Origin of the sequence: Streptomyces sp. NPDC093546, assembly GCF_044765045.1 — a bacterium.
Classification (GTDB): Bacteria; Actinomycetota; Actinomycetes; order Streptomycetales; family Streptomycetaceae; genus Streptomyces.
The window spans coordinates 384,868-404,301 of record NZ_JBIWJG010000007.1 but is presented as its reverse complement, the minus strand read 5'-3'; the positions used below and the strand labels follow the sequence as shown (position 1 = coordinate 404,301).

Below are 19,434 nucleotides of genomic sequence, written 5' to 3'. Positions count from 1 at the left end.
AACGGCGGCCCCCGAACCGCAGCGACGGCACCCCCGGAAGTCCCTGGAGACCTCCGGACCGGACGCCGGTACGCACCTCCAAACCGCGACCACGGGAGCCCCCTCTTGGCCATGCCGCCCAAATCCACGACGACCAAGCACATCTTCGTCACCGGGGGTGTCGCGTCCTCCCTCGGCAAGGGGCTGACCGCCTCCAGCCTGGGTGCGCTGCTCAAGGCGCGGGGCCTGCGGGTCACGATGCAGAAGCTCGACCCGTACCTGAACGTCGACCCCGGCACCATGAACCCGTTCCAGCACGGTGAGGTGTTCGTCACCAACGACGGCGCCGAGACCGACCTGGACATCGGCCACTACGAGCGCTTCCTCGACGTCGACCTCGACGGCTCGGCCAACGTCACCACCGGCCAGGTCTACTCGACGGTCATCGCCAAGGAGCGCCGCGGCGAGTACCTCGGCGACACCGTCCAGGTCATCCCGCACATCACCAACGAGATCAAGCACCGCATCCGCCGCATGGCGACGGACGACGTCGACGTCGTGATCACCGAGGTCGGCGGCACGGTCGGCGACATCGAGTCGCTGCCGTTCCTGGAGACCGTCCGCCAGGTCCGCCACGAGGTGGGCCGGGACAACGTCTTCGTCGTGCACATCTCGCTGCTGCCCTACATCGGCCCCTCCGGCGAGCTGAAGACCAAGCCGACCCAGCACTCCGTCGCCGCCCTGCGCAACATCGGTATCCAGCCCGACGCGATCGTGCTGCGCGCCGACCGCGACGTGCCGACCGCGATCAAGCGCAAGATCTCGCTGATGTGCGACGTCGACGAGGCGGCCGTCGTCGCCGCCATCGACGCCAAGTCGATCTACGACATCCCGAAGGTGCTCCACACCGAGGGCCTCGACGCGTACGTCGTGCGCAAGCTGGACCTGCCGTTCCGCGACGTCGACTGGACGACGTGGGACGACCTGCTGGACCGCGTCCACAACCCCGACCACGAGGTCACGGTCGCGCTCGTCGGCAAGTACATCGACCTGCCCGACGCGTACCTCTCCGTGACCGAGGCGATGCGCGCCGGCGGCTTCGCCAACAAGGCCCGCGTCAAGGTCAAGTGGGTCACCTCCGACGACTGCAAGACGCAGGCGGGCGCGGCCAAGCAGCTCGGCGACGTCGACGCGATCGTCATCCCCGGCGGCTTCGGCGAGCGCGGCGTCAACGGCAAGGTCGGCGCCATCCAGTACGCCCGCGAGAACAAGATCCCGCTGCTCGGCCTGTGCCTGGGCCTGCAGTGCATCGTCGTCGAGGCCGCGCGGAACCTCGCCGGCATCGCGGACGCCAACTCCACCGAGTTCGACCCCGCCACCTCGCACCCCGTCATCTCGACGATGGAGGAGCAGCTGGCGTACGTCGAGGGCGCGGGCGACCTGGGCGGAACGATGCGCCTGGGCCTGTACCCGGCGAAGCTCGCCGAGGGCTCCATCGTCCGCGAGGTCTACGGCGACCAGCCGTACGTCGACGAGCGCCACCGCCACCGCTACGAGGTGAACAACGCCTACCGCGCGGAGCTGGAGAAGAAGGCGGGCATCGTCTTCTCCGGTACGTCCCCGGACAACAAGCTCGTCGAGTACGTCGAGTACCCGCGCGAGGTGCACCCCTACCTGGTCGCCACCCAGGCGCACCCGGAGCTGCGCTCGCGCCCCACGCGTCCGCACCCGCTCTTCGCCGGTCTGGTGAAGGCCGCTGTGGAGCGCAAGACGGGCAAGTGACCCGCTAGCGATACGGTTGACCGGGGTACGCGCCTGATCAGGGCACGTGCCCCGGTTTTCTTGCGTACGAGGGAGGACGTCTTTCATGACCATCAAGGACACGCCCGAGGAGTGGCAGGTCACCGCGACCGAGGTGCCGTTCCGGGGCAACAAGACGAGTGTCCGCACCGACGACGTGGTCATGCCGGACGGGTCCGTCGTACGCCGCGACTACCAGGTCCACCCCGGCTCCGTCGCCGTCCTCGCCCTCGACGACGAGGACCGGGTCCTCGTGCTGCGCCAGTACCGCCACCCGGTGCGGCACAAGCTGTGGGAGATCCCGGCCGGCCTGCTGGACGTCCCCGGCGAGAACCCGCTCAACGCGGCGGTGCGCGAGCTGTACGAGGAGGCGCACGTCAAGGCCGAGCGGTGGAACGTCCTCACCGACGTCTACACCACGCCCGGCGGCTGCGACGAAGCCGTCCGGATCTTCCTGGCGCGCGGTCTGTCGGCGGCGGAGGGCGAGCGCTTCGAGGTCGCCGAGGAGGAGGCCGACATGGAGCTCGCGCGCGTACCGCTCGACGAACTGGCCCGCGGCGTGCTCGCCGGCGACCTGCACAACACCTGCCTGGTGGTGGGCGTGCTCTCGCTGCTGGCGGCCCGGTCGGGCGACGGCCTGGACGCCCTCCGCCCCGCGGACGCGCCCTGGCCGGCCAGGCCGTTCGACGCCTGACCCTCTGGTGTGACGATCTGCTGATCCGAAAGAGGGACCTGTCCGCCCTGCTCCGCAGGGGTGGCCCACCCGGCTGAACTACGCTCGGATCACCCGCCGGAGACCCGGCGGGACAGCACGTGGCGCAGTGGACGGGAGCGTGACCCGTGGCGGAGCAGGCGGTGGACTTCGACGAGGGCGCTGAGCCGGAGAGCAGCCGGTTCTTCGGCCGCCAGCGCGAGTTGAAGGCACTGCGGGCCGACATCGAGAACGCCGGGCTCGACACCATCGCCGGGCGCACCACGCCCCGCCCCCGGGTGCTGCTCATCGCCGGGCGGCCGGGCAGCGGGCGCACCGCGCTCGCCGGGGAGCTCGTGCGCGGGCTCCTCGCGGAGGGCGCGTACGACGACGGGGTGCTGCGGGCCCGGCTGACCGAGCCCGGCGGGGCGCCCGTCCCCACCGAGCGGACCGCCCGGGACCTCCTGGTGGACCTCGGCATCGAGGCGCCCGCCGGGGCCGACGAGGACGAGCTGTCGCAGCTGCTGCGCGGAGCCCTCGCCCGGCGGCGCATGGTGCTCCTCCTCGACGACGTCACCGACGCCGGCCAGGTCGCCCCCCTGCTGCCGGACACCTCCGACTGCCTGGTGGTGGCCGTCGCCCAGGGGCCGCTCACCGGGCTGCCCGGGGTGCGGCCCTGCACGCTGGGCGGGCTGGATTCCAAGTCGGCGATCGAGCTCCTCGACCGGTTCACCGGCTCCGTACGCATCACCGTCGACCCGCAGGCCGCCGAGACGCTGACCGAGCTGTGCGGCGGCCAGCCGGCCGCGCTCGTGCTGGCCGGCGGCTGGCTCGCCGCCCGCCCCATGTCGTCCGTCGCCGACCTCGCCAAACGGCTGCGGTCCCTGCCCGACGACCCCGGCCGGCCCACCGCCTCCCGCCCCCTCGCCCGCGCCTTCCGCCTCGCGTACGAGGCGCTGCCGCCGCCCGCCGCCCGGATGCTGCGGCTCCTCGCCCTCGCGCCGCTCGGCCTCGCCGACGCGCAGACCGCCTCCGCGCTGGCCGGCTGCTCGGTGTCGGCCGCCCGCTCGACGCTGGAGGGCTTCGTCGCCTTCGGGCTCGTACGGGACGGGCAGCGGGGCGGCCAGTACGAGGTCCCCGGCTGTCTCGTACCGCTGCTGCGGGAGCTGCTGGAGAGCGAGGACCGGCCCGCCGAGGTGCAGCTGGCGCGGGCGCGGATGCTGGAGCGGACCGTGCGGCTGCTCCAGTCGTGCCGGGCGGTCACCGAGCCCGAGGGCTCCATCGCGCGGCGCAGGCTCGCCGGGCTGCCGCGCGCCCTGCGCTTCCCCAGCGTGGGCACCGCCAGCCAGTGGCTGCGCACCCGGCAGCCCGCGCTGCTGGCCTCCGCCCGGCTCGCGGTCGCCGACGGGGAGCTCGACACCCTGGCCCGCCGGCTGATCGCCGCGCTCGTCCGGGCGCTCACCGCGCACCGGGGCCCCGAGACGGCGGCGCCCGAGCTGTACGGGCTGCACCAGCTGGTCCTCGACGTCGCCGAGCGGCGCGGCCTGCACCGCGAGCGGGCCGCCGCCCTGCTGAACCTCGCCGACCTGGACGCCGCGACCGGCCGGACCGAGGACGCCCTGGTGCGGTATCGCGCGGCGCTGGACGCCGGACGCGACGCGAACGACCCGTACGCGACCGGCCGGGCGATGGAATCCGTAGGGGGCGCGTACCAGGAGCTGGGGGACTGGCAGCGGGCCGCCGACTGGTACGGGCGGGCCCTCTCCCAGCGCCTCGCCCGCGACGAGCGCGCCGACCAGGCGCGGCTGTACGGCAGGCTCGGCGCCGTCCACACCTATGCCGGGCGGTACGGCGAGGCGCTGCGCAGCTGGCGGGCGGCCGCGGCCGGATATCGCCGCCTCGGTGATCTCCCGGGCCACGCACGGGCGTTGAGCGAAGTCGCCCGGGTCCAGGAGTACGCGGGCCGGCCGCACGAGTCGCTGCGCACCTGCGAGGAGGCGATCGAGTGGGCCCGGCGCGCCGACGACATGCGGCTTCTCGCCGCGCTCCAGCTGCGGCTCGCCGACACGCTCGACCGGCTCGGCGATCCGGCGGCGGCGCGGCTGCACCGCGCGGCAGCTGATCGACTGCTGGGAACGGAAGGATCCGCCTACGAAATCCGCAGTGCTTCAGCCAAAGATTAGGTCTTTGCAAGGCTAGACAACGGGAAGTCCTTCAATAGACTGGGTGAGCCGCGATTGACCGCGGTCTATCCCGGTGCGTCCACTGCATCCGGGTATGTATTGCATTGCCCCCAGTACCCCCCGAGCCAAGGACCGTGATCGACGTGAAGGTCGGCATCCCCCGCGAGGTCAAGAACAACGAGTTCCGGGTGGCCATCACCCCCGCCGGCGTGCACGAGCTCGTCCGCAACGGCCACCAGGTCTTCATCGAGCAGAACGCCGGCGTCGGCTCCTCGATCACGGACGACGAGTACGTGGCCGCCGGCGCGCAGATCCTGCCCACCGCCGACGAGGTCTGGGCCACCGCCGACCTGCTGCTCAAGGTCAAGGAGCCCATCGCGGAGGAGTACCACCGCCTCCGCAAGGACCAGACGCTCTTCACCTACCTGCACCTCGCCGCCTCCCGCGAGTGCACGGACGCGCTGCTGGCCTCGGGCACCACCGCCATCGCGTACGAGACGGTCGAGACCGCGAACCGCGCCCTGCCGCTGCTCGCCCCGATGTCCGAGGTCGCGGGCCGCCTGGCCCCGCAGGTCGGCGCCTACCACCTGATGCGCTCGGCCGGCGGCCGCGGCGTCCTGCCGGGCGGCGTCCCCGGTACGCACGCGGGCAGGGCCGTGGTCATCGGTGGCGGTGTCTCGGGTTGGAACGCCACCCAGATCGCCGTCGGCATGGGCTTCCACGTGACCCTGCTCGACCGCGACATCAACAAGCTGCGCGAGGCCGACAAGATCTTCGGCACCCAGGTGCAGACGGTCGTCTCCAACGCCTACGAGCTGGAGAAGGCCGTCGTCGAGGCCGACCTCGTCATCGGCGCCGTCCTCATCCCGGGCGCCAAGGCCCCGAAGCTGGTCACCAACGAGCTCGTCGCCAAGATGAAGCCCGGAAGTGTCCTTGTCGACATTGCGATCGACCAGGGCGGCTGCTTCGAGGACTCCCGTCCGACCACGCACGCCGAGCCGACCTTCCAGGTCCACGACTCGGTCTTCTACTGCGTCGCCAACATGCCGGGCGCCGTCCCGAACACCTCGACGTACGCGCTGACCAACGCCACGCTGCCGTACATCGTCTCGCTCGCCAACAACGGCTGGGTCGAGGCGCTGCGCCGCGACGCCTCGCTCGCCAAGGGCCTCAACACCCATGACGGCAAGGTCGTTTACAAGGAGGTCGCCGAGGCCCACGACCTGGAGTACGTGGACCCCGCCACCTTCATCGGCTGACGAGCCCGGGCTGACGGGGACCGACCGTCAACGGTTGCCGTCAACCTCACACATCCGGCCGGACCTTGGTAGCAAGGTCCGGCCGGACGTGTGTCCGGACGCTTCCCGACCCTCGTTCAAGTCGTCTCGAACGTAACCCTTTAACCGTTTCGCACACCCGGGAAATGTGTCGATGAGTGGCTGTGCGCCCTTGACAGAGGAGTGTTTCTTTGCCGACACATCGGCCCGCGTCCGGGCGATTGTGTTGCTGCGGAGCGGTGACACGCCATAGAGTCGCCAACCGTCGGCATGGTGCCACGCTGACCTATCGATAAGTCCCCTGGCCACTTCCAAGGAGGTAAGACGACTTGTGAATGAGTCGACATTTACTCCAGGAGGTGGACAGCCAGGATCGGTCGGCGATGCCGGTTCCGTCGCTGTCCGCACCTTCGCGACCAGTCAGACCGGCCCGCAGCACCTGACGACAGCCCACACGATGAAGATGATGGACGGCCAACACGTGAACGCCATGGCCGGCAACGAGAGTGGCCGAGAGTCCACCCACTTCGCCGCCTACGACGAGGTGCCCGAGGGGCACTTCTACGACCCCGACGCCGAGTACGAGCCCGATCCGGAGTACGCGGCCACCCTCGCCCCGGACGCTGCCCGCCAGCGCCGCGAGCGGATCGGCCCCACCGGACGGCCCCTGCCCTACTTCCCGATCCCGGGCCCGCTGACCGACCACGGCCCCGCGAAGATCATCGCGATGTGCAACCAGAAGGGCGGCGTCGGCAAGACGACGTCGACCATCAACCTGGGCGCCGCGCTCGCGGAGTACGGACGGCGCGTCCTGCTCGTCGACTTCGACCCGCAGGGCGCCCTGTCGGTCGGCCTCGGCGTCAACCCCATGGAGCTCGACCTCACCGTCTACAACCTGCTCATGGAGCGGGGCATGTCGGCGGACGAGGTGCTGCTGAAGACCGCCGTGCCCAACATGGACCTGCTGCCCAGCAATATCGATTTGTCTGCGGCGGAAGTGCAGTTGGTGAGCGAGGTCGCGCGCGAGTCCACGCTCCAGCGGGCCCTGAAGCCGCTGCTGCCGGACTACGACTACATCGTGATCGACTGTCAGCCCTCGCTCGGTCTGCTGACCGTCAACGCGCTGACGGCGGCTCACAAGGTGATAGTGCCGCTGGAGTGCGAGTTCTTCGCGCTGCGCGGGGTGGCCCTGCTGACCGAGACCATCGAGAAGGTCCAGGAACGGCTCAACCCCGACCTGGAGCTCGACGGCATCCTCGCCACGATGTACGACTCCCGCACCGTGCACAGCCGCGAGGTGCTGGCCCGGGTCGTCGAGGCCTTCGACGACCACGTCTACCACACGGTGATCGGCCGGACCGTGCGCTTCCCGGAGACCACGGTCGCCGGTGAGCCGATCACCACGTACGCCTCGAACTCGGTCGGCGCGGCCGCCTACCGCCAGCTCGCCAGGGAGGTGCTCGCCCGGTGTCACGCCGAGTGAGTCTGCCCGGTGCCGACGAGCTGTTCCGTACGACCGGGGGCATGGCGCTGCAGGCGTCGACCCCCAGGCGCCAGGCGAGCGCGGCGAACGGCGAGCCGCGCGTGCCGGCGCCGGCGGGCGAGAGCGACCCCACGGCGGCCGCCTCCGCCGCTCCGGTCTCCCCGGAGGAGCACGCGGCCGCCGAGGCCGAGGCGGCGGAGCCCCGCACCCGCGAGGCGGAGCCCGCCCCCGCGAAGCCGGCCGCTGCCGCCCCGGCGCCCCGGCGCCGCGGCCGGTCCGCGAACCGGCGGCCCAGCGGGCGCGAACGCCACGACGAGAAGATCACGGTGTACGTCTCCGCCGAGGAGCTCATGGACCTGGAGCACGCGCGCCTGGTCCTGCGCGGCGAGCACGGGCTCGCCGTCGACCGCGGCCGCATCGTCCGCGAGGCGGTCGCCGTGGTCCTGGCGGACCTGGAGTCACGCGGCGACGCGAGCATCCTCGTACGGCGGCTGCGCGGGCGCTGACGGCGCCGCCGGCGGTAGCCTGCGCGGGCCGCCTCCCGTCCCTCCGGTGCTCCCGGCGGGGCCCCGCTCGCCACGCCCCTGGACCACGATGCCCCCGACCGACGACCCGCCCCGCCGCGCACGCCGCCCCCTGGGCCGCGGCCCGGGGGCTCCGCCCAGCCCGCCGCCCGAGGAGCCGGTGCCGCTGGTGGCGCCCGAGCCGCCGGTGGCGCCCGAACCCGAGGCCGGGGCCGAGAGGCACGGCGAAGGCGACGGGCGGTTCACCGTACGGCTGGCGAACTTCGAGGGACCCTTCGACCTGCTGCTGCAGCTGATCGCCAAGCACAAGCTCGACGTCACCGAGGTCGCCCTCTCCAAGGTCACCGACGAGTTCACGGCCCACATCCGCGCCATGGGCCCCGACTGGGACCTGGACCAGACCACCGAGTTCCTGGTGGTGGCCGCGACCCTGCTCGACCTCAAGGCCGCCCGCCTGCTGCCCGCCGCCGAGGTCGAGGACGAGGCCGACCTCGCGCTGCTGGAGGCGCGGGACCTGCTCTTCGCGCGGCTGCTCCAGTACCGCGCGTACAAGCAGGTCGCGGACATCTTCAGCGAGCGGCTGGAGAGCGAGGGCCGGCGGTACCCGCGTACCGTCGGGCTGGAGCCGCACCACGCCGAGCTGCTGCCGGACGTGGTCATCAGCATCGGCGCCGAGGGCTTCGCCAAGCTCGCCGTGAAGGCCATGCAGCCCCGGGCCAAGCCGCAGGTGTACGTGGAGCACATCCACGCCCCGCTGGTCAGCGTGCGCGAGCAGGCCGAGGTGGTGGTCGCGCGGCTGCGGGAGCGCGGCGAGGCGACCTTCCGGGAGCTCGCCGAGGACGCACCCGACACCCTCACCGTCGTCGCCCGCTTCCTCGCGCTGCTGGAGCTGTACCGGGAGAAGGCCGTCGCCCTGGACCAGGACGACGCACTCGGGGAGCTCACCGTGCGGTGGACGGGAGCGGACGGTGTCGCCGTGACGGACGAGTTCGACCGCGAGAGCGGCCGGGAGGAGACGTGATGGAGCTGAAGCCGGCCCTGGAGGCCGTCCTCATGGTCGTCGACGAGCCGGCGACCGAGGAGCACCTCGCCAAGGTGCTGGACCGTCCCCGCCGCGAGGTCGCCGACGCGCTGCGCGAGCTGGCCGACGAGTACGCCGTGCAGCGGCGCGGCTTCGAGCTGCGGCTGGTGGCGGGCGGCTGGCGGTTCTACACGCGCCCCGAGTACGCCGAGGCCGTCGAGCGCTTCGTCCTCGACGGGCAGCAGGCCCGGCTCACCCAGGCCGCCCTGGAGACCCTCGCGGTCGTTGCGTACCGCCAGCCGGTCAGCCGGTCGAGGGTCTCGGCGGTACGCGGCGTGAACTGCGACGGCGTCATGCGCACCCTCCTCCAGCGCGGTCTGGTCGAGGAGGCGGGCACGGAACCCGAAACAGGTGCGATCCTGTACAGGACGACGAACTACTTTCTGGAGCGGATGGGCCTGCGCGGTCTGGACGAGCTCCCGGAGCTCGCTCCCTTCCTCCCCGAGGCGGACGCGATCGAGGCCGAGAGCCAGGAAGGGCTTCCGTCGTTCGACCCCGACGACGACAAGACGGAACTTTGATGCGAAGCAGCAGCGGCAGGAACAGCAGCGGAAACAACGGCGGGAGCCGTGGTGGCAACAGCGGCGGCCGCGGCAGCAGCGGCGGCCGCGGCAATTACCGGGGTGCCGGTAACAGCCGCGACGACCGCCAGGGCCCCAAGGGCGGCAGCAACCCGCGCCGCCCCCGCCCCGAGGAGCGCAGCTACGACGTGGGCGGCCCCTCCGGCGCCTCCGAGGCCCCGAAGCGCGGACGCGGCGCGGCGGCCCGCGGCGGCGCCAAGGGCGGCCCCCGGCAGTCCCCGCAGCGCGGCGGCGGCCGTACGACCCCGGCGCGCCCGCGCGAGCTGGACGCCCGGATCGAGGAGCGCAACCGCGAGCGGTACGCGAACCGGCCCGAGATCAAGACCCCGAAGACCTTCGGGGAGCAGGAGGGCGAGCGCCTGCAGAAGGTGCTGGCCAGGGCGGGCATGGGCTCGCGCCGCGCCTGCGAGGAGCTGATCGACGCCGGTCGCGTCGAGGTCAACGGCAAGATCGTGGTCGAGCAGGGCACGCGCGTCGACCCCGAGAAGGACGAGATCAAGGTCGACGGCCTGACCGTGGCGACCCAGTCGTACCTCTTCTTCGCGCTCAACAAGCCCGCGGGCGTGGTGTCGACGATGGAGGACCCGGACGGGCGCCAGTGCCTCGGCGACTACGTCACCAACCGCGAGACGCGCCTCTTCCACGTCGGGCGGCTCGACACCGAGACCGAGGGCATCATCCTGCTCACCAACCACGGCGAGCTGGCCCACCGTCTCACGCACCCGAAGTACGGCGTGCAGAAGACCTACCTGGCCGCCATCACCGGCCCGCTCCCGCGCGAGGTCGGCAAGCTCCTCAAGGAGGGCATCCAGCTCGAGGACGGCTACGCCCGCGCCGACCACTTCCGGGTCGTCGAGCAGACCGGCAAGAACTACCTGGTCGAGGTGGTCCTCCACGAGGGCCGCAAGCACATCGTGCGCCGCATGCTCGCCGAGGCGGGCTTCCCGGTGGACAAGCTCGTCCGGACCGCGTTCGGCCCGATCCAGCTGGGCGACCAGAAGTCGGGCTGGCTGCGGCGCCTGACGAACACCGAGGTCGGCATGCTGATGAAGGAAGTCGGCCTGTAAACGGCACATTTCCGCGCGAAAGCCCGCACCCCTTCCGGGGTGCGGGCTTTCGCGCTTGTGGGACACACTCCTCCGGCTTTATAGTCATAGTGACTCTTAAGGAGGCGGCGTTGCGACTCCCCATCACCCCTGCCGCGCACGGCAGGCGAACCTGGACCCACGGGGGTGGCCCGGGCTCCGACACCCGTGCGGCGGGGGTGATGCGGGTATGACCACGCACGGCACGCCGAAGGCCGAACGTCCCGAGGGGTACGACCCGCACGCCTTCGAGCCCTTCGCCGTCACCGTCGACCTCGCCGTCTTCACCGTCCGCGACGAGCGGCTGCACGTCCTGCTCGTCCGGCGCGGCCAGGAGCCGTACCAGGACTGCTGGGCCCTGCCCGGCGGCTTCGTCCTGCCCCGCGAGTCCGCCGAAGAGGCCGCGCGGCGGGAGCTGGCCGAGGAGACCGGAATCTCCGGCGCCACCGCCGCCCGCCTCCACCTGGAGCAGCTGCGCACCTACAGCGACCCGGACCGCGACCCGAGGATGCGGGTGGTCTCCGTCGCGTACACCGCCCTCGTACCGGACCTGCCGGAGCCCCGGGGCGGCGGCGACGCGGCGCACGCGCAGTGGCTGCCCCACGGCTCGTACGGGCCCCTCGCCTTCGACCACGACACGATCCTCGCCGACGCGCACGAGCGCGTGGGCGCCAAGCTCGAGTACACCTGCCTCGCCACCGCCTTCTGCCCGCCCGAGTTCACGCTCGGCGAGCTGCGCCAGGTGTACGAGACGGTCTGGGGCGTCGAGCTCGACCGCCCCAACTTCCGGCGCAAGGTCCTCGCCACGCCCGGCTTCGTCGAGGCCGTGGAGGGACCGCCGCGCCTGACCGGCGGACGGGGGAAACCGGCCGCCCTGTACCGGGCGGGCGGGGCCACGGCCCTGCACCCGCCACTGCTGCGACCGGAAGGACGGCAGGCATGACCGCTGGAACGACGACAGGAACGGCCACCGCCAGGACCACCACCGTCAAGCGGGCGGCCACCGGCTCGCTCATCGGGCTCGCGCTCGGTGACGCCCTCGGCTTCCCGACCGAGTTCAACGACGTGCCGTCGATCCTCGCCAAGTGCGGCCCTTGGCGGGGGATGGAGCTGCCCAGGCCCGCCTTCGTCACGGACGACACCCAGATGACGCTGGCGCTGGCGCGGGGCGTCCGCACCGCGATGGACCGGGGGCCGCTGACCCCGGAGCGGCTGACGCGGCCCGTGCGCGACGAGTTCGTCGCCTGGTACCACTCACCCGAGAACAACCGGGCGCCCGGCCGTACGTGCCTGGTCGCCTGCGGCAAGCTCGACAGCGGCCGGCCCTGGCAGGAAGCCAGCCAGATCGGGTCCAAGGGCTGCGGCGCGAACATGCGGGTCGCGCCCCTCGGACTCGTACCCCGGCTGGACGCGGAGCAGCGCGCCGGTGCCGCCCAGCTCCAGGCCGCGCTCACGCACGGGCACCCGACCGCGCTCGCCGCCTCGGACCTCACCGCGCGGGCGGTGTACCTGCTGTCGCAGGGCGCGGACCCGGCCGGCCTGGTCGGGCAGCTGCTCGCGTACGCGCACGAGAACCGTTCCCGCTACCACGCCAAGTGGCTCGGCGACCTGTGGACGTACGCCCACGACGCCACGCCCCAGACCTTCATCGAGCGCGGCTGGGACGAGTGCGTCGCCGCCCTCACCACCCTGGAGTCCGCCCTGCGCACCGCCGACCCGGAGACCGACCCGTGTCTTCTGACGGGCGAGGGCTGGATCGCCGAGGAGGCCCTCGCCACCGGGCTGCTGTGCTTCCTGCTCTTCCCAAAGGAGCCGCTCACGGCCCTGCGCCGGGCCGCCTGCACCAAGGGGGACTCGGACTCGATCGCCTGCCTCGCGGGCGCCTTCGCCGGGGCGCACCTGGGCGCCGGGGCCTGGCCGGGGGAGTGGGCGGACCGGATCGAGTACGGAAGTGAGCTGCTGACGCTGGGGGCGCTCTGGGACGCTTGATCCCATGACCCCACTCGTGGACCTTCCCGACCTGGCCTCCGTCGTCGCCGAACAGCCCGATCCGCTGCTCTTCGCGACCGTTTCCGGCGCGCACCTGTACGGCTTCCCGTCCCTGGACTCGGACGTGGACCTGCGCGGGGTGCACCTGCTGCCGGTGGACGCGATGATCGGGCTGCGCGAGCCCGAGGAGACCCGGTCCCGGATGTGGGAGGCCGACGGGGTCGAGATGGACCTCGTCACGCACGACCTGCGCAAGTTCGTCCGGCTCATGCTGCGGCGCAACGGCTACGTACTGGAGCAGTTGCTGTCGCCGTTGGTGGCCCACACCACGGACGCGCACGCCGAGTTGGCCGCGCTCGCGCCGAGTGTGCTCACCACCCACCACGCGCACCACTACCGTGGCTTCGCCGCCACCCAGTGGCGGTTGTTCGAGAAGAACGGGGAGCTCAAGCCGCTGCTGTACACCTTCCGGGTGCTGCTGACCGGCATCCACCTGATGCGTACGGGCGAGGTGGTGGCCCACCTGCCGACGCTCCTCGGGTCGGTGCCCGCGCCGGAGTACGTCGCCGAGCTCATCGCCGCCAAGTCCGACGCCGAGCACGGTCTCGCCACCGGCGTCGACACCGAGCGGGTACGCGCGGACGTGGAGGCCCTGCACGCCGTGCTGGACGAGGCGCAGGCGGCGTCGGCGCTACCGGACGGGCCCGCCGCCGCCGCGTACGACGCGCTCCACGACTTCGTCGTTCGGGCCCGCCTGGACCGTCTCGAGCGCCCGGAGGGCTGAGGCCCGGCGGGTGCGGAAGAGGAAGTCCTCCACGGCCCGGCGGTCCGGCTCCGCCGGGAGCGGGGACCTCGTCGCGGCGTCGTCCGCCTCCGCCGCCAGGCGCGCCATCCACGCCTCCACCTCCGGCCACGGCACCTCGCCGCCCTTGACCGCCAGCAGGCGCTCGCGGGCGTCGCCGACGTCGAGGACCAGCTCGCCCGTGCGCAGCAGGTCGCGGCAGCTCGTCACGAGCCGCAGCAGGTGCATGGCGTGCTTCCAGCGCGGGGCCCCGTGGCGGCGGACGTCCGCGTCCAGCTTCTTGCGCTGGGCCACCGCGTACCGCACGAACGTCTGGTGGACCTGGCGGGAGAGGAACGCGCGGCGCAACGACAGCAGTTCGCGGCCGGTGTCGTCGACGTGCTCGACGAGCGGGGAGTGCAGGCACTCCAGGATGTTCGGGTTGGCGCGGAGCGCGAGCTCGCAGAAGCGCTCCAGCTCCCAGCTGAACTGCTCCTCCGCCGGGCCCTCTATGTGCGTGGGCGGCTTGGTGAAGCGCCACTGGAGCGCTGTGGGTGCCAGGAACACACCGCGCCGGTCGGTGTCGCTGCCGTCCGTGGCCAGCCCGAAGGCGCGCGACCCCATGACACAGGAGTAGACGGTGTGGTCGCGCACCAGGTCTTCGGGGGTCGGCGGGGCCGGAGGGGGCAGCGCTGTCATGACCGCGATCATCCCAGCCGGATGGTGCCCTCCGACACCGAGATCTCCCGGGCGGGCAGCGGTCTGGTGGCCGGACCCGTCACGACCGACGCGTCCTGGACGCGGAAGGTGCTGCCGTGGCAGGGGCAGCGGATGACACCGTTCGCGACCGAGCCGACCGTGCAGCGCTGATGCGTGCAGATCGCCGAGAAGGCCCTGAACTCGCCCTCCTCCGGCTGGGTCACCACGACCTGCCGGTCGGCGAAGACCCGGCCGCCGCCGACCGGGATGTCCGTGGTCCTCGCGAGCGCGTCGCCGGCCGGCGACCCGCCGTCCGTGGGGTCACCGTCCGCGGGGCCGTCGCCCCCGCCGCCGCAGGCGGTGAGCAGGGCGGCCGGGGCGGCCAGAACGGTACGGCGGGGCGTGGCGGCTGCATCCATGCGCGACATCCTGACGCCCGGAGCGCGGCGCACGAGGGAGCCGCGCGGTGGTCCGGGCCGCACGTTACGCCCGGGGAAGCAGCCCCGTGGCGGTGCCGTCCGCGTCCCGGCGCACCTCCAGGACCCCGGTCACGGCGGCGCGGTCGACCGGCCCGTACACGTGCGGGAACCCGCCCTCCCAGCGGACCTCCGACGACAGCCGCTCCTCGTCGATCCGCAGCACCAGCAGCGGGCCGGGCGTGTCCCGGTAGTGGGCGTCGGCGACGGCGAGGGCGGCCGCCTCGTCCGGGGAGCAGTGCACGAAGCCCTCGCCGGCGAGCGAGTCGGGCGCGTACGGATCCTCCGGACGGGCGGACCACTGGGCGAGGGGGACCACGTGAAAGAGCATGCGGACAGTTCTAGCCCATCCAGGGCTGACTAGGCTGATCAGCAGCAGCACCCAAGCCGACGAAGGAGCGGGACGTGGCGGTACGAGCGGTCCGAGGGGCCGTCCAGCTGGAGCGGGACGACGCCGGGCACATGCGGGACCAGGTCGGCGAGCTGCTCACCGCCGTACTGGAGCGCAACGGCCTCACCACGGACGACCTGATCAGCATCTGGTTCACGGCCACGCCCGACCTGCACAGCGACTTCCCCGCCGCCGCGGTGCGCGCGCTCGGCATCGTGGACGTACCGCTGATCTGCGCGCAGGAACTGGACGTCGACGGCGCCATGCCCCGCGTCGTACGGCTGCTCGCGCACGTCGAGACCGCTCTGCCCAAATCCGCCGTCGCGCACGTGTACCTCGGTGCCGCGGCCGCCCTGCGCAAGGACATCGCCCAGTGAGAACCGCACTCGTCATCGGAACCGGCCTGATCGGCACCTCGGCCGCCCTCGCCCTGACCGGGCGCGGCGTCACCGTCCACCTCGTGGACCACGACCCGGCCCGCGCGCGCACCGCCGCGGCACGCGGCGCCGGCACCGACGAGCCCCCCGAGGGCCCGGTCGACCTCGCCGTCGTCGCCGTACCGCCGGCGCACATCGCCGCCACGCTCGCCGACGCGATGCGCCGCGAGGTGGCCCGCGCGTACCTGGACGTGGGCAGCGTCAAGGGCGGGCCCAAGCGGGAGCTGGAGGAGACGGGCCTCGACCTGACGGCGTACATCGGTACGCACCCGATGTCCGGCAAGGAGCAGTCGGGGCCGATGGCCGCGACCGCCGACCTCTTCGAGGGCCGCCCCTGGGTGCTGACGCCCACCCGCGACACCGACACCGAGGTGCTGAACCTGGCGCTGGAGCTCGTCGCGCTGTGCCGGGCCGTGCCGGTCGTCATGGACGCGGACGCCCACGACAGGGCCGTCGCGCTCGTCTCCCACACCCCGCAGCTGGTCTCCTCGATGGTCGCCGCCCGGCTGGCGGACGCCGACGAGACGGCGGTACGGCTCTGCGGGCAGGGCATCCGGGACGTGACGCGCATCGCGGCGTCCGACCCCCGCATGTGGGTCGAAATCCTCTCGGCGAACCCGGGCCCGGTCGCCGACGTCCTCGCGAGCGTCGCCGCCGACCTGGAGGAGACGGTCGAGGCCCTGCGCTCGCTCCAGTCCGCCGACGACGACAAGCGCCGCGACGGCGCGAGCGGCGTCGAGGACGTCCTGCGCCGCGGCAACGCCGGCCGCGCCCGTGTCCCGGGCAAGCACGGCGGCGGCCCGGTGGCGTACGAGACGGTGGCGGTCCTGCTCAGCGACCAGCCGGGCGAGCTGGCCCGGATCTTCGCCGACGCGGGCCGTGCGGGTGTGAACATCGAGGACGTCCGCATCGAGCATGCGACCGGGCAGCAGGCGGGTCTCATCCAGCTGATGGTGGAGCCGAAGGCGGCCCCGGTCCTGGCGGCGGCCCTGCGGGAACGGGGCTGGGGGCTGCGGCCGTAGCAGAGGGCCGCGGGGTGCCCGGCCGGGGGTCGGCCGAACGGGTGCAAGGGGTCCGGCCCGCAGTCGGTAACCTTGTGCCGGGCCCCTTGGCAACCGGCCGGCCCCTCTCCCGCGTACCAGGAAGGTGTCCGACACCGTGGAAACCGTGATCGTCGCCATCGACGGGCCCTCCGGCACGGGCAAGTCGAGCACCTCCAAGGCGGTCGCCGCCAAGCTGGGGCTCAGCTACCTGGACACCGGCGCGCAGTACCGCGCGATCACCTGGTGGATGATCAGCAACGGCGTGGACACCGACGACCCCGAGGCCATCGCCTCGGCCGCCGGCAAGCCCACGATCGTCTCCGGGACCGACCCGTCCCACCCCACCATCACGGTCGACGGCGTGGACGCCTCCGGTCCCATCCGCACCCAGGAGGTCACCTCCAAGGTCAGCGCCGTCAGCGCGGTCCCCGAGGTGCGCACCCGGATCACCGAGCTCCAGCGCACCATCGCGGCGAGCGCCGTGGAGGGCATCGTCGTCGAGGGCCGCGACATCGGCACGACCGTCCTCCCGGACGCCGACCTCAAGATCTTCCTGACCGCGTCCCCCGAGGCCCGTGCCGCCCGCCGCTCCGGCGAGCTCAAGGGCGCCGACGTCCACGCCACCCGCGAGGCGCTCATCAAGCGGGACGCGGCCGACTCCAGCCGCAAGACGTCCCCGCTCGCCAAGGCGGACGACGCGGTCGAGGTCGACACCACCGACCTCACCCTCCAGCAGGTCATCGAGTGCGTCGTCACCCTCGTCGAGGAGAAGCGAGCCGCCAAGTGACCCCTTCCGAGAAGGGCGCCGCAGTCGGCCGGGGCATCGGCATCGGCCTGATGTACGGGCTGTGGAAGCCGCGCGTCCTCGGCGCCTGGCGCGTCCCGGCCTCCGGGCCCGTGATCCTCGCCGTCAACCACGCGCACAACCTCGACGGCCCCATGCTCATGGGCACCGCACCCAGGCCCGTGCACTTCCTGATCAAGAAGGAGGCCTTCATCGGGCCTCTCGGCCCGTTCCTGGAGGGCATCGGGCAGCTGAAGGTGGACCGCTCGGCGCCCGACCGCACCGCCATCACCGGCGCCCTGGAGGTGCTGGGAGGCGGCGGCGTGCTCGGCATCTTCCCGGAGGGCACCCGCGGCGAGGGCGACTTCGCCTCGCTGCGCGCCGGACTGGCGTACTTCGCGGTGCGCAGCGGCGCGCCGATCGTCCCGGTCGCCGTGCTGGGAAGCACCGAGCGCCGCGGACGGTTGATAAAGGCGCTGCCGCCCCTGCGCAGCCGCGTCGACGTCGTCTTCGGCGACGCCTTCGAGGCGGGGGAGCCCGGTGGTCGCCGTACCCGCAAGGCGCTGGACGACGCCACCGTACGCATCCAGGAGCGGCTCACCGCCCACCTGGAAAACGCCAAGCGCCTCACCGGCCGCTGAGCGAGACTTGAGTAGCGGATCACTCGATCCGCCGATGATGAACGAGGAACGGACTTCATGAACGACCAGCACGACCACGGGGCACTCGGCGACACCGAGTACGCGGAGTTCATGGAGCTCGCCGCCGAAGAGGGCTTCGACATCGAGGACGTCGAAGGCGCGATCGAGGAGGCCGGGCACGGCCCGCTCCCGGTCCTCGCCGTCGTCGGCCGGCCGAACGTCGGCAAGTCGACCCTTGTGAACCGCATCATCGGCCGCCGCGAGGCCGTCGTCGAGGACAAGCCCGGCGTCACCCGCGACCGCGTCACGTACGAGGCCGAGTGGGCCGGCCGCCGCTTCAAGGTCGTCGACACCGGCGGCTGGGAGCAGGACGTCCTCGGCATCGACGCCTCCGTCGCCGCCCAGGCCGAGTACGCCATCGAAGCCGCCGACGCCGTCGTCTTCGTGGTGGACGCCACCGTGGGCGCCACGGACACCGACGAGGCCGTCGTCAAGCTGCTGCGCCGGGCCGGAAAGCCCGTCGTCCTCGCCGCCAACAAGGTCGACGGCCCCTCCGCCGAGGCCGACGCCGCCATGCTGTGGTCCCTGGGTCTCGGCGAGCCCTTCCCGGTCTCCGCGCTGCACGGACGCGGCACCGGCGACCTGCTGGACGAGGTGCTGAAGGCGCTGCCGGAGGCCCCGGAGCAGACCTTCGGCGCCGCTGTCGGCGGCCCGCGCCGCATCGCGCTCATCGGCCGCCCGAACGTCGGCAAGTCGTCCCTGCTCAACAAGCTCGCGGGCGAGGAGCGGGTCGTCGTCAACGAGATGGCCGGCACCACCCGCGACCCGGTCGACGAGCTGATCGAGCTCGGCGGCACGACCTGGAAGTTCGTGGACACCGCCGGTATCCGCAAGAAGGTCCACCTCCAGGAGGGCGCGGACTACTACGCCTCGCTGCGTACCGCCGCCGCCGTGGAGAAGGCCGAGGTGGCCGTCGTCCTGATCGACACCACCGAGTCCATCTCCGTCCAGGACCAGCGGATCATCACCATGGCCGTCGAGGCGGGGCGCGCCGTCGTCATCGCGTACAACAAGTGGGACGACCTCGACGAGGAGCGCCGCTACTACCTCGAGCGCGAGATCGAGACCGAGATGCAGCAGGTCTCCTGGGCCCCGCGCGTCAACGTCTCCGCCCGCACCGGCCGCCACATGGACCGGCTGGTCCCGGCGATCGAGACGGCGCTGGCCGGCTGGGAGACCCGCGTGCCGACCGGCAGGCTGAACGCCTTCCTCGGCGAGCTCGTCGCGGCCCACCCGCACCCGATCCGCGGCGGCAAGCAGCCCCGCATCCTGTTCGGTACGCAGGCGGGCACCAAGCCGCCCCGGTTCGTGCTCTTCGCCTCCGGTTTCCTCGAGCACGGCTACCGGCGCTTCGTCGAGCGGCGCCTGCGCGAGGAGTTCGGCTTCGAGGGCACGCCGATCCACATCTCGGTGCGGGTGCGCGAGAAGCGCGGCCGCAAGAAGTGACCG

Annotated in this window: 20 protein-coding genes; 17 read left to right on the top strand and 3 right to left on the bottom strand. The window is 72.5% G+C overall.

The window, feature by feature from the left end; genetic code table 11:
• Nucleotides 1-111: 111 nt before the first annotated feature.
• The 12 genes from ACIRNI_RS19005 (at nt 112) to ACIRNI_RS18950 (ending at nt 13,457) form a co-directional block, all read left to right on the top strand.
• Entirely contained in the window at nt 112-1,761 is a 1,650-nt protein-coding gene (locus tag ACIRNI_RS19005; RefSeq protein ID WP_355356994.1) for a CTP synthase, read from the top strand.
• Between the two features lie 85 nt (nt 1,762-1,846).
• Nucleotides 1,847-2,473 carry an NUDIX domain-containing protein gene (locus ACIRNI_RS19000; protein ID WP_403552518.1) on the top strand — a complete coding sequence of 209 codons (627 nt, stop codon included), beginning with the start codon at nt 1,847-1,849 and terminating at the stop codon, nt 2,471-2,473.
• 146 nt (nt 2,474-2,619) lie between these two features.
• Nucleotides 2,620-4,653: a tetratricopeptide repeat protein gene (locus ACIRNI_RS18995; protein ID WP_403552517.1), complete on the top strand. Its 2,034-nt coding sequence runs from the start codon at nt 2,620-2,622 to the stop codon at nt 4,651-4,653.
• A gap of 143 nt (nt 4,654-4,796) precedes the next feature.
• Nucleotides 4,797-5,912, top strand: a complete 1,116-nt coding sequence (ald, locus tag ACIRNI_RS18990; RefSeq protein ID WP_403552546.1) for an alanine dehydrogenase — start codon at nt 4,797-4,799, stop codon at nt 5,910-5,912.
• A 475-nt stretch (nt 5,913-6,387) separates the two neighbouring features.
• Nucleotides 6,388-7,413 (top strand): ParA family protein, encoded by a 1,026-nt coding sequence (locus ACIRNI_RS18985; protein ID WP_355357000.1) that lies wholly within the window; start codon nt 6,388-6,390, stop codon nt 7,411-7,413.
• On the top strand, nt 7,410-7,919 hold the full coding sequence (locus tag ACIRNI_RS18980; RefSeq protein WP_403552545.1) for a hypothetical protein: 510 nt from the start codon (nt 7,410-7,412) through the stop codon (nt 7,917-7,919). The genes ACIRNI_RS18985 and ACIRNI_RS18980 overlap by 4 nt, the downstream gene beginning before the upstream one ends.
• 88 nt (nt 7,920-8,007) lie before the next feature.
• Nucleotides 8,008-8,958, top strand: a complete 951-nt coding sequence (locus tag ACIRNI_RS18975) for a segregation and condensation protein A (protein WP_403552516.1) — start codon at nt 8,008-8,010, stop codon at nt 8,956-8,958.
• A complete protein-coding gene (scpB, locus tag ACIRNI_RS18970; RefSeq protein WP_356645219.1) occupies nt 8,958-9,539 on the top strand; it encodes an SMC-Scp complex subunit ScpB in 582 nt (193 codons plus the stop codon). Before ACIRNI_RS18975 ends, scpB begins: the two co-directional genes overlap by 1 nt.
• Complete coding sequence (locus ACIRNI_RS18965) at nt 9,539-10,666, top strand: pseudouridine synthase (protein ID WP_403552515.1); 1,128 nt, start codon at nt 9,539-9,541, stop codon at nt 10,664-10,666. The genes scpB and ACIRNI_RS18965 overlap by 1 nt, the downstream gene beginning before the upstream one ends.
• A 208-nt stretch (nt 10,667-10,874) precedes the next feature.
• On the top strand, nt 10,875-11,627 hold the full coding sequence (locus tag ACIRNI_RS18960; protein ID WP_403552514.1) for an NUDIX hydrolase: 753 nt from the start codon (nt 10,875-10,877) through the stop codon (nt 11,625-11,627).
• A complete protein-coding gene (locus tag ACIRNI_RS18955) occupies nt 11,624-12,673 on the top strand; it encodes an ADP-ribosylglycohydrolase family protein (RefSeq protein WP_403552513.1) in 1,050 nt (349 codons plus the stop codon). The genes ACIRNI_RS18960 and ACIRNI_RS18955 overlap by 4 nt, the downstream gene beginning before the upstream one ends.
• Nucleotides 12,674-12,677: 4 nt before the next feature.
• Nucleotides 12,678-13,457, top strand: a complete 780-nt coding sequence (locus ACIRNI_RS18950) for a DNA polymerase beta superfamily protein (RefSeq protein WP_403552512.1) — start codon at nt 12,678-12,680, stop codon at nt 13,455-13,457.
• On the opposite strand, the gene ACIRNI_RS18945 is transcribed toward ACIRNI_RS18950, so the two are convergent.
• From ACIRNI_RS18945 to ACIRNI_RS18935, 3 genes are all read right to left on the bottom strand, one after another.
• Nucleotides 13,365-14,153, bottom strand: a complete 789-nt coding sequence (locus ACIRNI_RS18945) for a DNA polymerase beta superfamily protein (protein ID WP_403552511.1) — start codon at nt 14,151-14,153, stop codon at nt 13,365-13,367. The genes ACIRNI_RS18950 and ACIRNI_RS18945 overlap by 93 nt on opposite strands.
• Before the next feature lie 8 nt (nt 14,154-14,161).
• On the bottom strand, nt 14,162-14,572 hold the full coding sequence (locus tag ACIRNI_RS18940) for a Rieske (2Fe-2S) protein (protein WP_403552510.1): 411 nt from the start codon (nt 14,570-14,572) through the stop codon (nt 14,162-14,164).
• 64 nt (nt 14,573-14,636) lie between these two features.
• Nucleotides 14,637-14,960 carry a DUF952 domain-containing protein gene (locus tag ACIRNI_RS18935; protein ID WP_403552509.1) on the bottom strand — a complete coding sequence of 108 codons (324 nt, stop codon included), beginning with the start codon at nt 14,958-14,960 and terminating at the stop codon, nt 14,637-14,639.
• A gap of 74 nt (nt 14,961-15,034) precedes the next feature.
• Here ACIRNI_RS18935 and aroH point away from each other — a divergent pair, with 74 nt between their 5' ends.
• The 5 genes from aroH to der all read left to right on the top strand — a co-directional run bounded on the left by aroH (nt 15,035) and on the right by der (nt 19,431).
• A complete protein-coding gene (gene aroH, locus ACIRNI_RS18930; RefSeq protein WP_403552508.1) occupies nt 15,035-15,397 on the top strand; it encodes a chorismate mutase in 363 nt (120 codons plus the stop codon).
• Nucleotides 15,394-16,479 (top strand): prephenate dehydrogenase, encoded by a 1,086-nt coding sequence (locus ACIRNI_RS18925; protein WP_403552507.1) that lies wholly within the window; start codon nt 15,394-15,396, stop codon nt 16,477-16,479. The genes aroH and ACIRNI_RS18925 overlap by 4 nt, the downstream gene beginning before the upstream one ends.
• Nucleotides 16,480-16,624: 145 nt before the next feature.
• The gene (gene cmk / locus ACIRNI_RS18920; protein ID WP_403552544.1) at nt 16,625-17,287 is read left to right on the top strand and encodes a (d)CMP kinase; all 663 of its coding nucleotides are present in this window, start codon (nt 16,625-16,627) and stop codon (nt 17,285-17,287) included.
• A complete protein-coding gene (locus tag ACIRNI_RS18915) occupies nt 17,245-17,925 on the top strand; it encodes a lysophospholipid acyltransferase family protein (protein WP_403552506.1) in 681 nt (226 codons plus the stop codon). Before cmk ends, ACIRNI_RS18915 begins: the two co-directional genes overlap by 43 nt.
• A 57-nt stretch (nt 17,926-17,982) precedes the next feature.
• A complete protein-coding gene (der, locus tag ACIRNI_RS18910) occupies nt 17,983-19,431 on the top strand; it encodes a ribosome biogenesis GTPase Der (protein ID WP_403552505.1) in 1,449 nt (482 codons plus the stop codon).
• Nucleotides 19,432-19,434 lie beyond the last annotated feature (3 nt).

What these genes read in the sequence shown, in the direction of transcription:
- ACIRNI_RS19005 (WP_355356994.1), top strand. Translation starts at nt 112, where the DNA reads ATGCCGCCCAAATCCACGACGACCAAGCACATCTTCGTCACCGGGGGT.
- ACIRNI_RS19000 (WP_403552518.1), top strand. Translation starts at nt 1,847, where the DNA reads ATGACCATCAAGGACACGCCCGAGGAGTGGCAGGTCACCGCGACCGAG.
- ACIRNI_RS18985 (WP_355357000.1), top strand. Translation starts at nt 6,388, where the DNA reads ATGAAGATGATGGACGGCCAACACGTGAACGCCATGGCCGGCAACGAG.
- ACIRNI_RS18975 (WP_403552516.1), top strand. Translation starts at nt 8,008, where the DNA reads ATGCCCCCGACCGACGACCCGCCCCGCCGCGCACGCCGCCCCCTGGGC.
- scpB (WP_356645219.1), top strand. Translation starts at nt 8,958, where the DNA reads ATGGAGCTGAAGCCGGCCCTGGAGGCCGTCCTCATGGTCGTCGACGAG.
- ACIRNI_RS18965 (WP_403552515.1), top strand. Translation starts at nt 9,539, where the DNA reads ATGCGAAGCAGCAGCGGCAGGAACAGCAGCGGAAACAACGGCGGGAGC.
- ACIRNI_RS18960 (WP_403552514.1), top strand. Translation starts at nt 10,875, where the DNA reads ATGACCACGCACGGCACGCCGAAGGCCGAACGTCCCGAGGGGTACGAC.
- ACIRNI_RS18955 (WP_403552513.1), top strand. Translation starts at nt 11,624, where the DNA reads ATGACCGCTGGAACGACGACAGGAACGGCCACCGCCAGGACCACCACC.
- ACIRNI_RS18950 (WP_403552512.1), top strand. Translation starts at nt 12,678, where the DNA reads ATGACCCCACTCGTGGACCTTCCCGACCTGGCCTCCGTCGTCGCCGAA.
- ACIRNI_RS18945 (WP_403552511.1), bottom strand. Translation starts at nt 14,153, where the DNA reads ATGACAGCGCTGCCCCCTCCGGCCCCGCCGACCCCCGAAGACCTGGTG.
- ACIRNI_RS18940 (WP_403552510.1), bottom strand. Translation starts at nt 14,572, where the DNA reads ATGGATGCAGCCGCCACGCCCCGCCGTACCGTTCTGGCCGCCCCGGCC.
- ACIRNI_RS18935 (WP_403552509.1), bottom strand. Translation starts at nt 14,960, where the DNA reads ATGCTCTTTCACGTGGTCCCCCTCGCCCAGTGGTCCGCCCGTCCGGAG.
- der (WP_403552505.1), top strand. Translation starts at nt 17,983, where the DNA reads ATGAACGACCAGCACGACCACGGGGCACTCGGCGACACCGAGTACGCG.